At 41.8% G+C, this 12,530-nt stretch carries 8 protein-coding genes; 2 read left to right on the top strand and 6 right to left on the bottom strand.

The features are described 5' to 3' along the window. Window positions 1-154: 154 nt before the first annotated feature. The 6 genes from AC3A8L_RS14275 to AC3A8L_RS14300 all read right to left on the bottom strand — a co-directional run bounded on the left by AC3A8L_RS14275 (window position 155) and on the right by AC3A8L_RS14300 (window position 7,252). Window positions 155-2,302 carry a YncE family protein gene (locus AC3A8L_RS14275; RefSeq protein WP_487962942.1) on the bottom strand — a complete coding sequence of 716 codons (2,148 nt, stop codon included), beginning with the start codon at window positions 2,300-2,302 and terminating at the stop codon, window positions 155-157. A gap of 535 nt (window positions 2,303-2,837) precedes the next feature. Further along, on the bottom strand, window positions 2,838-4,748 hold the full coding sequence (locus tag AC3A8L_RS14280) for an AAA family ATPase (RefSeq protein ID WP_487962943.1): 1,911 nt from the start codon (window positions 4,746-4,748) through the stop codon (window positions 2,838-2,840). Continuing rightward, a complete protein-coding gene (locus AC3A8L_RS14285; RefSeq protein WP_487962944.1) occupies window positions 4,738-5,241 on the bottom strand; it encodes an ABC-three component system middle component 5 in 504 nt (167 codons plus the stop codon). The genes AC3A8L_RS14280 and AC3A8L_RS14285 overlap by 11 nt, the downstream gene beginning before the upstream one ends. Continuing rightward, entirely contained in the window at window positions 5,238-5,846 is a 609-nt protein-coding gene (locus AC3A8L_RS14290; RefSeq protein ID WP_487962945.1) for an ABC-three component system protein, read from the bottom strand. The genes AC3A8L_RS14285 and AC3A8L_RS14290 overlap by 4 nt, the downstream gene beginning before the upstream one ends. Continuing rightward, complete coding sequence (locus AC3A8L_RS14295; protein ID WP_487962946.1) at window positions 5,839-6,216, bottom strand: hypothetical protein; 378 nt, start codon at window positions 6,214-6,216, stop codon at window positions 5,839-5,841. The genes AC3A8L_RS14290 and AC3A8L_RS14295 overlap by 8 nt, the downstream gene beginning before the upstream one ends. A gap of 394 nt (window positions 6,217-6,610) precedes the next feature. Continuing rightward, window positions 6,611-7,252, bottom strand: coding sequence for a hypothetical protein (locus AC3A8L_RS14300; protein WP_487962947.1), 642 nt, complete (start codon window positions 7,250-7,252; stop codon window positions 6,611-6,613). Window positions 7,253-8,865: 1,613 nt separating this feature from the next. On the opposite strand from AC3A8L_RS14300, the gene AC3A8L_RS14305 reads away from it, so the two are divergent. Together AC3A8L_RS14305 and AC3A8L_RS14310 are read left to right on the top strand one after the other, a co-directional pair. After that, window positions 8,866-10,608 (top strand): hypothetical protein, encoded by a 1,743-nt coding sequence (locus AC3A8L_RS14305; RefSeq protein WP_487962948.1) that lies wholly within the window; start codon window positions 8,866-8,868, stop codon window positions 10,606-10,608. Window positions 10,609-10,641: 33 nt separating this feature from the next. After that, on the top strand, window positions 10,642-12,530 hold a 1,889-nt coding region (locus AC3A8L_RS14310; protein ID WP_487962949.1), incomplete at its 3' end, for a TIM-barrel domain-containing protein.

The following is a 12,530-nucleotide window of genomic DNA, read 5'->3' on the forward strand; positions in this document are numbered from 1 at the left end:
ACTGAAATATTGTTACTTCGTCCACTAATGTATAATTACCGACCCCCGCCGATATTCGTTGAATAAATATCGACATTGATGCTTTATTTTTACAAGCACAGGCAAAATCGCGGGGGCACATAATGTTAAGGGTACACTTCAATGCTGCCAGGTATTATCTGGCAAGAACCACCCTGTCACCTGTGGCGACATCAACCATAAAAATATCCTCTGAAATACGAATAAATACTCTGCCTCGATGTTTATCAATCGCCATAAATTCAGGCGTTGATGAAGAAACAGCTCTAAATGAGGGACCCCGACCAATGTTGGCACCAGAAACTTCAACCAAACTGTTTTGGTTGTTTAGCTTATGAAGTGTTCTTACAAATTGTGTTTTAGAGGTGAGGACAAAAAGTTCTCCCGAGACAACACCAATCTGCCTGAATGAATAATTATCAGTTTCCTCAGAGCTTACAAGTTGTGAAATATTCTTTGTTATTGGATTGATCCGAAATATGGCATTGCCCTTAGACTGCTCGCCAATCGCGAAAACATCACCACTTATCGAATCAAAGGCTATCGCTGAAAGCTTAGAGTTAGTACCATTTATTGAAGTAATATCTTGCTGCGATAATATTTTTTTTGCGATACCAGAGCGGAGATCTAATTCAACAATGGTGGATAGTGGGCCTGTCAGTAGGTAGGCTTTATCGCCTTGGTCCGAAAAAATGACCTGCTCTATCACGTTAGAAAAGTCTACACTATTATTGATTACTGATATGGCGTCGCCAGTTACGATATCGAAACTATATAAATTAAAACCATTATTTTGATAGCTAAAAAATAGCATGTCATTCGCTTCATTCCAGGCGATAGTCGAAAACTTCACTGAAGAAAGTGCCAAAGAGCGTAAATTACTAACGAAATCGATGCTTACTAATCGGCTGTCATTGGGAGCAGAGAAGTAAAGCTGCTGAGTACTCGGACGAAATGCCATATCTTGAGCTCCCCGCATAGGCTCTCCTCCCCCGACTAAAAGACTCAGTATTTCACTAACACTTTCTTGTGGCGCCACCCGATATAAAGCTTTATTTAAACCAAAACCAACGGTCGCATATATCTCATTACTTAGCTCATTGACCGTCAAACCAAAAACACCTCTACTACCGGCATTATTTAATGCCATGTCATCAATTATTATTCTATTACCACTATCAAGGTTTATGCCATAAATCTCATTATTATTCCAACGCCCAGCAATGAGAATACGTGTACCTTCATGGCTGTAGAAGCTTAAAGATATTTTAGAGTTTGGTGAAAAAAGTTTTAACGGACCCTCTCCAATAATTTCACTAGAAATAGTATTTTTTGTACGGGTCGCTGGGTTGATTGCTACAATTTCTCCACTCTCATCATCGCCAATATATAAAAGGCCAGACTGGTCATCGAAAGTAATGCCCCCTGCGCCTCTGATTCTGTGTATAGGTAAAACACTAGCCCCATAAATTAACTGTCGATCACCTGAAATCAAGTTAACGGAATAAATTGAATGGAAAGCTTCACCGCTTATAATCTCTAGATTTGAAACAAAGGCTGTATCTGTGGATGAATCTACGGCGATACCATCAGCGGCGTAGAACAAAGGGCCACCTCCAACATCACTATTCGTTAGCCACTCACGGTCGCCGGTCGTTGGATCAACCATTAAAAGCGTACTTCTCCCCAAAAGTAATATTACGTCCACGTTATTTGAATTCGTGTAGAGAGCGACCCCAGTTTTAACCGCTCCGCCACGCTCATCAAACCGTGGCCCAGTGCCGATATCAGACGAAGAAGAAACTCTCATCTCGTTACTTTTAGGGCTTAACTCAAGCACTGATTGTGCTTCATTAGAATAGGTGTATATGCGTTCCCTCAAAGGAGAATATACAGCATTAGATAATGCGGGACCTGAAGGGATATTTTGAAAGGTTAACGTTCTCTCGCCTAGATCATTATCAGCATCACTGACTGTGGCGGTCAAAGTAACCGAACCTATCGTTTCGAGCGGAAATGACTCTAATCGCCAACTTCCATCTCCATTAACCGCGGCCGGAAAACTAATGTCGCCAAGTGTTATTTCAACATTCGGTATTCCACTCAAGCTTTCAAAACCAATTAAATGTCCAGCTACCGTAATTTCTTGACCGTTATAGAGCGCCCCCTCTAGAGGAAAATCAATCTCTATAGCAACAGGGGTAGACGAACGGCCGCCACAAGCAATAACAGACAATGAAAAAACAAAGATACTAAAAGTACGTAACATTTCAACCCTAAACATATGGTAATCCTTTTGGTTCGTAATATAGATAACAGATTTTAACTTAGTTTTGATTCGGTCACATAGCTGATCGGATTTTGGTAGAAATTTTCAGGAATGGATTCAGTATCAAACTTTTAACTAACGATCAAATAATCGCTAGCAGCCCCCCAAGCCTACTACCCTGTATTGACCTAGTTTTTCGGCACAGGGCTTTATGGCATCGCCGCGACCAATGGAGTTAAAGCTTGGCTAATGCACCAAAATCTACATACAAGGAAGTATTAATGACTGGGGGCGGGAATAGTAGAGTAATGAACACACGGCCATACTCATAATTCTTATCGCGGTATTTATATTCGCACACCAAAAGTGGTAGCTTTATACCAATGGCTGTGACAGGCATTCGCTTAAATAGAAAAGCAACTAATAATTTAGCCTTAGCTACTTTTTGCGTATAGCACTGAATGTATCGAGCATATAGCAATCAAGCTAAGAACCTGAATGACTTAAAGCGAATGCCTGTCCCAGATCTTTGTTCTGATTTTTAATCTCCTTAGTGAATATTTAACGTATGCTCACCTTTATTATAGAAGGGGCCTACACCAACTTCAGAATTATTTAAAAGTGGATCAACCATTGAAGTAGTCATTATCAGTTGATAATCACTACTGACATCCTTAAACAAGTCAAATAATATTTTTTGAAAATTATGGCTTCTTTCTTCTGTCATCCCATTGTCTTCGATGTTGTCGAACATCATAAAGCAGGGAATCCTAAATTTATCGTCATTGATTGCAGCGAGAAGTACGGAAAAATGAAAGGTGTTCTTTAATAATGTATTTGAACTTGCTGAAAATTTTGCGACATCATCAAGAAGCATTGAGTCAGTTGAGAAATCAAATTCAAAATTATCCGGGTCAGAAAATGCCTTCTCGTAGCCTAAATCCTTACTAAGTATCGACGTCACTTGCTGTGATATTATAAGAGAAATTGACTTTCTTCTATGTTCGCTCAAAAACTCTAATGACTTCAATTCCGTAGTAAGTGAGGACATTGATTTAGCCGCAGCATCTTTTTTATCTAACAAAATCTGAATTTCAGACGCCAGTGATAGCCTATCCTTTAAAGCCAATATTTGAGACTCAATAAAACCTTTCCCTCTGGATAACGTTGTAAGTTTTGCCTCGAACTCGCTGGTAAAGCTATTAATTTCATTGAATTCGTTTTTTAATCGATTGATTTCATTATACTCATTTCTAAGCATTACAGATATCTCAGACTTCTCATCGATATATTTGTTAAGTATTTTTGAGCTTTCTTTTTTCTGGAAATCAAGCTCATTCAGAGCCTGTATGTACGACTCATTTATTACTTGCCCATTAAACTCTGATTTACAGAGTTTACAAGTTGATACGTTTTCAGGGGGACTAACTTTTTTTAGACAGCTTGGACAGTATTCAAAATCGATCATTCCGAGCTCATTAACTGTTAGTTGAGAATTTCTAAGTGACGACTCCCTATGCTCAATTGTGGTTATAAATTCTAGACTATTGGAGATATCGTAACTGATTGATAGGAGCCTTTCTTCCATTTTAGAAATACCGCTAGTACTTAGAGATATTTCCTTGTTGATCTTAGATGCTCTTTTTGTTAACTCTTCAGTATCGGCGTGAACGCCATCTCTTTTTAGGTCTATCTGAGACTGATTTGTTTTTTCTAAAGATTCATAAAGACTTTTTATTTCGCTTTCTATTGATGCGGTTGTTGCTCTGAGGTTTGACCTACCAAGAACCTTAAATATAGTACGCGTCTCTTCATCTAGCTTTTCAAAAACTTTCGTCGCAGCTATTAATTCCTGTCTAGTCTTGTGTGCCTCCAAATTATCAAGTCCAAACATAAAGTCACCAATAGCTTTTCTTAACGACTCCCTATCGTAGACAAATGGTTCCAACCTGAAAATCTTAGACGATGGAGTATCCTGATCTACGTAAAGCAGTCTCATTATTTGGTGCATGGTTAGAGATTGATCTTCATCCGTACTGTATTGCTCGTAACCTAGTAAATAAAATATCTGCATCGCAAAACTTTTCTTTGAGTCTGTTTTTCTATAACCATATTTCGTCCATGTTTGATTAGGGGTTTTGCTGTCAATATAACTCCCTTCAAAAATGTATATTGGTGGCTTTTTTGAATCACCTTCAATTTTGCGCTTAAAAACATATGGAAGCTTATTGATTTTAAGCTCAATGATAACTTCTGAGCAAAGCAAAGCTTCTTTTTTCCAATTTGTTTTTTTTATGTCCGCACCAAGACCATATGAAATAAGCTCTATTATTGATGACTTTCCTACGCCATTCTCACCTCTAATAACATTAAGTCCGGTATGGAACTTCTCATCATATGCAATATGTCCTGACTGAGCTATTACAACTCTATTGATTACTAGTGTTGTGTTATTCGTCATATCTAAACTCCATCAGCCCAGATCTATCTTTTAATCCATTTCGCCCTGACCATGGCGTAACAGTTAAGCCTTTTGTTAATATTTCAAATATTTTTGAGTTGTTATATTCGTCGTTTTCTATGGTGGTAATTAATTTTTCAGGAATATTATTTTTATTGAGCATTGCGACCCCAGACTTCGCTCTATCTTTATCTAGAATACCTTTGGATACTAGTGTCAATATTGATTGTTTGTGTATTTCAGTAAGCTCATAAAACAACCGCCTTTTATCTGGTATTGATTCAAAAGAAGGTGGTATTTTTTTTGTGTACTTTTTGTATTCTCCGATATCGCTAGGCCATGGTGATATTGATGCGAGCAAATGTGGAAAAATGTGGAAAAAATCAATCACCCTTAAACGCTCTAAAGAGATTTCTGAGGGTGATTTGACTAATATACTTAGCATTCTGTAGATACAATGATTTGCGTCTTTTAAAGGGTGGTAAAGTATCATGGGTGACTCCATTTAATATGGCAGTTACCTGTTAGGAAGTAGAGCATACCTCTAATTATGTCAGCATTCATTGTAGGGTCTGCTGTGATGACCTCTGAAACAAATGGCTGAATTATCAAGTCTGAAATCGCAGAGTCTATAGCAGTTGTTGAGAAATCATCTTTTATTAGGGGTAATATTTTTGAGCTGAATCTCTCATTGATTTGAGTAAGAAAATAAAGGTGAATTGCGACTGCTTGATTAGAAAACTGATACCTTGCTAGTCGTTGTGCAAATTTATCTTTATAAAACTCAGCATCTTCGTATAGATCCTCTCTATTACCCGCTTTAAGTTTGCCCTTTAATCCAAGTATTGGACGCCCCGGTCTCGGCTTCTTGTAACTTGAAAGTTGCTCAAGCATATCTAAGTATTGTGGGCTGTTAGCAGCTAACTGCTTGCTGTGATCAATAATCTTTTGGATTTTTTCTGGGTCTGGTGCCGGTATTGTAATTTTGAGATTGGACTCTTTTTTTACCCCGACTACTATGTCGCCATTAGCCTCGACATCTTTTAATTTGACATCTGATATAGCTGGTAATTTTTGATCATTATGTATATTAGTCATCGTTTGTTAACTTCTCGCCAATAACAAAGTCACCACCTGTTTTAGCTCCCTTGATTTTTACCCCGTCAATAGCAGTTTCAGCGTTAGATTTACTTGCTAATTTTTTCCCTATAATTATGTCCGAGGCGGAATCAATATCTTCGGCGCTAACATCTCTGATAGCTAATTTCGAGCTGTTCGGTATAGCTTTGTACGTTAAAAGGCTAAGGCTGAACAGTAAGATCCCCCCTAGGATGATGGCCAGTTTGTATGTATCAATATCTTGAATTAGATTGTTTTCGATCAGTGCCATGATAACGAAATACAGCAAAGCTGTACCTAACGTGGGGAGAGGTGCTTTTTTAACAGCAATTTTTAATAAACTTTCCATAGTTGACCCTATAGCTAAAGAGGACATATTTATTCTTTTTATTCACATAACGCCAAACCTCTGTTTTATACACATCTTTTAGCTGAGATTCTATATAAATCAATTGGTTACAACAGCTTGATGCATTAGAAATGATGTTTACCAAGGGCAAGTGACCACTGGATTCCAGATTAGAGATCAATACAGCCCTAAATCAATCAGCTCCGATCAAACTACAGCCCCAGCTTTATTGGGTTAGAGGCCTATACTACCCGTTTTTTTGACCAAATATTTATGTATAAAACATAGCGCCAAGATTACAGCGTATATTGTGGAGAGCGTTTGTGTAAAATGGAGCACCTCGACACACATAAAGGAGCGTAGCAATATGCGACCGATACAGCGTTTTGTTATGTTATTTTTTATCAGTAATAGCTTCAATCCCTTTAATAGAAAATTGCTTGGAGTATAAAGTGGATTTATAACGAACTTTTGTGACCTTATCTGCTGATGAAATTAATCCATGTATAGCGTCCGCCAAACCATCTTCTTTATATGCAGTGGACGGCTCATTACTGAACCCCATTACTGGATTACTAGTTATGCACTTAACTTGAAGATGTTTGATCTCTTCTAAATAAGTATAAAATGCATCTTTGGAAATAGCCAAACCAAACTCTCGCCACGCATACTTTTTACCCCAATAGTACCCATCAGTAGCACCATGGCTTACACGATCATCATTTTTTTGTTTATTGATTTCATGCTTACCTTCAGATAATTTGGTGGCATATAAGTAACTAAGCATCGGATTGACTTCGGTGTTTTTAGACAAACACGAAGTATCAATTATTTTACTTCCGTGTTCATCTTCATAATATCCAATATTATAGCGCTCTCCCTCAATAACTTCAGGTGTGCCATTAGCTTCAAATTGATAAAGTGTATTCGTGGTGGCGGGTTTAAACGAATGAATAAACTTTCCATTGCCTTTGGCTATAATCTTATAGTCACTAACAATTAAATCGTAAATTGTCTTTAAATGTCTAGATTTCATGCGATCCCCATATTATCTGGCAGAACATAGCATTTCTTTCACCCTCATGGCCACACATAGGAATATGCCCACACATAGACCAAACGGCCTATAACTATACCTAAATTACTAAATCTAGACACCTTCCAGCATCAATAGACCATCCATACCTAACTATTTATCTTACCGCCCTCACCAGTGCGGTCTTTGAACCCTAGACTGATGTCAGTGCGTCGTTGATTGGGATATTCCAACATTGCTATTATTTCTCAAGCTAAGTGTAACAAGATAAATTTACACTACGGTTGAACTGGGCCGTGATTCCACTGGCGTCACTCTAGACAAATAAGCAGAAGTAAGCTTACAGCCTCTCCCTTCCATAAGGGAGAAACTGCTAACTGCTTATGGGCACCCAGGATACTCTTTTATACAGTTATCAATACATGAACCGCTGTCTCCACAACTAGCAAGACACAGTTCATATTCTATCCCGTGACCTACAGAACAGCCAAGTATGGGCACATCTTGTTTACTTGTTTCAGTTTGATGACTACTACAACCCGCTATTCCTATAAAAAGTAATACACAGCCTAAAATTTTCATCATTAAAACCCTCAACATTAATTTAAATTAATAGCAACAATAACTACTAAATAAATGGTAAAAAATAATATTGTTCTGCGTTATTATAACGCCGCTGTAATCTGTCAAAATTATGGAGCAGCTTTGTGTGAAAATACGCGCAGCGTAATTGGACAAATGAATTAGATTCCGGCTTAGGGCGCCCCAATATTGTAGGTAATAAAAAACGCTCAGAAACAGGTATCGGTATTCATCTCTGGGGCCGTCACAAACAGGACGTTTGTGCAGAGCTTACAAGGAAGTATTCACAGCGCGCCCCAGAGGTGAATGCCGACACCGACCCAACCACACTCCCTAACCCTAGCCCATTCCCCCAAAATAAAACATTACCCCATATTACGCCAACCCGCCTCCCTGCAGTCCCGCTTCCTCTAATGGGATAAACTATTATTGCCTCGTCCCTTATCCCTCTAAACAAGCATTAGCAGATAATGATTTACTCGCGCCATAAATGTACTTTCAATGCCATTGTTTTATAGCTCGCTACCCGCCCCTAATTTAATCACCCACCCTATAAGTTTCACCGACTACCAAGGTTACCGTTTGTTTTTCATCGACTTAAACAAAGCGTGACATTTTTTAAAAAAATGACGCTGAATATTAACTTTTGACGCAACACGCTCTACCCAATTTCAAGAGTTACAAAATTCACGTTAAGTACCTTCCACTACATGCCCGGTGCCACACCCTCCAGCTCGCCATCGTTAATGAATACATCTTTTTTTGTAATGTCGTGTAATAGCTATTTTACCGTTTTGCGGCTAAAAATAACTCGACAATGGTTAACCGTGCCTTGTTAGGCCTTTACGGCCATTAACGAATGGCGACTATCAGAGACAAACAATCACCTACGGCACGATACTGAACGCGATAATTATTATTCGTAATAAAAATCACGTTCTTAATTATATCTACCATACTGATGACCTAGCTCCAGCTAAGTCATATTAAAAAAATCCAAGCCATCCCTCATCCACCACAGGAGAAAATATATGCTGAATTATAAGACGTTGTTATTTAGGCCCGCTGCGTTATTGGCGATATCCGCAGGCTTTTTAGGGGCGACGCCATCGCTGGCTAAGACTCAAGTAGAATTCCCTAACAGTATCAATTCGGCGTTACCATACGATGTGGACATCGATGCATTGCGTAAACTGAGCACCACCCCCAACAAGGCTAAGCCACCGTTTACCCTGCCGGATGAGAACATTCCTGAAGGTCAGCGATTATTTGATATTTTCGCGTGGCAATCTTTTTTGGCGCTTAACTGGCCAGCACTAGATGACGGCACACCTAATAACAGTCTTACACTTACCGACACCCGCGCTCCACGCGTATGGGAATACTTCGTTGATATTGGCCAAGTATTTCGCAAAGATGGCGCCGCCCCCATTAAGTGGAGTGACGCATCCAAGGCCAGCTTGAAAAAAGATTTTTGGATGCACGGAATGGGTATGGGCACCCCCAAAGATAAAAAGAATGGCAAAGGCGGTTACCGCTCACCGGTATTAGATGAAAGCCTGCAAGCCTTTACTGGCCCAATGGTGGACCAAAACGGAAAATGGGTGCGCTACCAAGCCGCCATGAATAAAACCGAGTTTGATTATGTGGTTCAGAATCAACTCTATAATTTGGAAGGGCAAATTGCCTACAACGCCGAGAATCAAATTAAATTTCCGGCCAATAAGAAAAACAAAAAACACGGCTCCATGGAAATAAAAATGTCGTGGAAACAAATGAGCGATACCGACGCCACCGAACGTTTTTTCATTCGTGAAGCGCGGGTTATTCCGTTAACGGGCAAACCCTACAAGGCCAAATTTGGATTGGTCGGTATGCACATTGCGGTGCGTACACAATCGTCCCCTACTTGGATATGGGCCACCTTTGAGCAAGTAGACAACACCAATGCCAATACGCTTAAAAAAGATAAAAATGGCCGCCACTTAAAGCCGACCTTTTTTAACAATAATAACCCCAGTATTCCGGTGAATGTGTTGGCGCCTAAAAATGCCGCGCCCGTTAACCAATACAACCTAGCCACCGGTAAAGATGATGGCCCTGCTGTATTTACCTCCTGGGATGAGACCCTTACAACGGACCCTACGCAAACCTTAATGGTTTTACCCATCCCTAAAATTACTGCCGCCCTTAATACCCAAGTACAAGCTACGCTCGCAGAAATGGATTCGGTATTTCAGTATTACGAATTAATTGGTACACAGTGGCCCACCGCGCCTTCGTTCCCCAGCTTTAGTAATGGGGTTGCTAACCAACCCGATGGCCGCATTTTGCCATCCTCGCACGAGAGCATTGTGTTTAAAGTACCGGGTAAATTAGTGCCGGTGAATTTGATCAATACCACCATGGAAACCTTCTTTCAAAACGGTAACCAGCCCGCTGGCCCCGTCGCATTGGATTACCGTTTACCCGCCGGATTATTGGCCGACCCCAACACTATTTTTGCGACCGAAAGTTGCGCAGGTTGCCACTTTTCGGCAGGCGCTGCAGTGGCCTTTAAAACCGACCCCTACGGCCGTTTTGTAACCCAAACCATCGACGGCAAAAAATATCGCGTACCCATATTTGGCCAAAATGCGGTGAATGGTTTAACCGGCGATGCCGACTATTCGTGGTTGCTGCAACTGCGCGCGCAATCGGCGCCTTATACCGGTAGCGATACGGTGGATATCAGCACGGTACTTATCCCCAATACTCAACGCCCCAACAACTAATTCAGCCGTTACTACTGTTATAGGATTCGTCCCATGAGCACTACATTTCCTTATGTTTTACCGAATGGTTTTACCCCCAATGATTCTGGCTGGCCTACCGTTGGCAATATTGCTGCCTGGCAACCCGATGCCACAGGCAGGCGTTTTACCTTTACCTTTGGCGCCAACGCAGCCTATTCGTTGTATATCGAACTACTGGGCCCCACCGCTTACCGCTTACGGTTTACCCCTGCGGCTGGCGCCACCTACACTACCGAAACGTCCACAGCGGTTATCAATCACGATTTAGGCCTAGACAGTTTAAATGTGACCCATTCACAACCCAACGCCAATCAGCTCACCATTTCGACGGGTGTTATCACTTTGCAAATTGGTTTAACGCCTTTTAATGTGCAGGTTTATCGGGGCAGCCAATTAATTCACCAAGATGCACCCGGCCAAGGGGTGCTGTACATCCCCGGCCAGCAAGTAATTGCGTTGATGAAAACCGCACCCAGCGGCGCTAAATACTATGGCCTAGGCGAAAAGGCCGGCGCCAATCTGCAAAAAAATAATTTCACCTATACCTTTTTTAATTATGACAATTACACCTACACCACCGGCCCATCAGAGAGCACGCCCGGGCCACTTAACCCCAGCATTCCGCTGTATTGCACCATCCCGGTACTGGTAGAAGACGACCCCACACCCACCGGTGCGTTTGCCGGTGCGCCATTTGCCACCGGTTTATTTTTGGATAATTGCGGCCAAACTTACGCCAATGTTTCGGCTAGCGATTATTCGGATATGGATGGCAAGTATTATTTAGGTGGCCTATACAACGAGCTAGACACCTACTTTTTTGCCGGCAGCCAAACCCCCGATATTTTGCGCCAATACACCGCGCTTACCGGCCGCGCGCCCATGCCACCGCGTTATGCCTTTGGGTTTCAGCAGGGGGCTTACGGTTATTTTGACCGCTACAAGCTCTCGGCCGCGGCTAACTCGTACCGTGCGGCCCGTATTCCTTGCGATGGATTACACATTGATGTGGATTTTCAAGACAACTACCGCACCTTTACTCACAGCGAAATGAAGTTCCCCAATACCGCCGAGCTCTTCCGGGATTTACACAGTATTGGTTTTAAAATGTCCACCAATATCACCCCGGTTATTACCACCAACACGCTCAACCAAGAGGGTGAAAAAGCGACCTATGTGCAGCGCGAGGCCCTAATTGCCGCCAACGCACTTATTTACAACAGCCGTTATGAGTCCGGCGAAAACCCCGAGCCTTATCCGGGCGGGGTTAATTATGGGGTTAATTACGGCAACAACCCCTACCCCTACCCACCGCTGCAAGCTAACTCTAGCGGCCAAACACCCTTAACCGCAGCCGGTAATTACCCCGACTTTGGGCTTACCAACACCCGTAAAGTGTGGGGCCAGCAATACCAAGATCTTATCCAAAATGTTGGCCTAGATATGATTTGGCAAGATATGACCTGCCCCGCCATTGATGCCAACTTGCCGCCCGATCAACAAAATTACAAAACCTTTCCACAAGATTTGATGATGGCGCAAGAGGCCCGCGATGCCGTGACCGGTGCCATTGTGGCCACCAACTACCTGCCCAACGCGCAGCTGCATAACAGCTATGTGAATAATTTGCTGCACGCCACCTGGGATGGCATTAATGAATTAGCCCCCGAGCGCCGTAACTTTATAATTGCGCGCGGTGGTTATGCCGGCATGCAACGCTATGCGGCACTCTGGACGGGCGACTCGGCTTCTAGTTGGGATTTTTTAAATATTAATATTCCCGAGGTACTGAACCTGGGCATGTCGGGCGTACCCATTAGCGGCTGCGACATTGGCGGTTTTGCCAAAGGCTCTGCTTCAGAAGGTGCCACCAGCTTGATTGGCGGCACCATTGTGGGCGG

The sequence above is a fragment of the Marinagarivorans sp. genome, assembly GCF_982758155.1.

Coding starts and splice junctions, on each gene's coding strand:
- AC3A8L_RS14275 (WP_487962942.1), bottom strand. CDS start 2,302: ATGTTTAGGGTTGAAATGTTACGTACTTTTAGTATCTTTGTTTTTTCA.
- AC3A8L_RS14280 (WP_487962943.1), bottom strand. CDS start 4,748: ATGACGAATAACACAACACTAGTAATCAATAGAGTTGTAATAGCTCAG.
- AC3A8L_RS14285 (WP_487962944.1), bottom strand. CDS start 5,241: ATGATACTTTACCACCCTTTAAAAGACGCAAATCATTGTATCTACAGA.
- AC3A8L_RS14290 (WP_487962945.1), bottom strand. CDS start 5,846: ATGACTAATATACATAATGATCAAAAATTACCAGCTATATCAGATGTC.
- AC3A8L_RS14295 (WP_487962946.1), bottom strand. CDS start 6,216: ATGGAAAGTTTATTAAAAATTGCTGTTAAAAAAGCACCTCTCCCCACG.
- AC3A8L_RS14300 (WP_487962947.1), bottom strand. CDS start 7,252: ATGAAATCTAGACATTTAAAGACAATTTACGATTTAATTGTTAGTGAC.
- AC3A8L_RS14305 (WP_487962948.1), top strand. CDS start 8,866: ATGCTGAATTATAAGACGTTGTTATTTAGGCCCGCTGCGTTATTGGCG.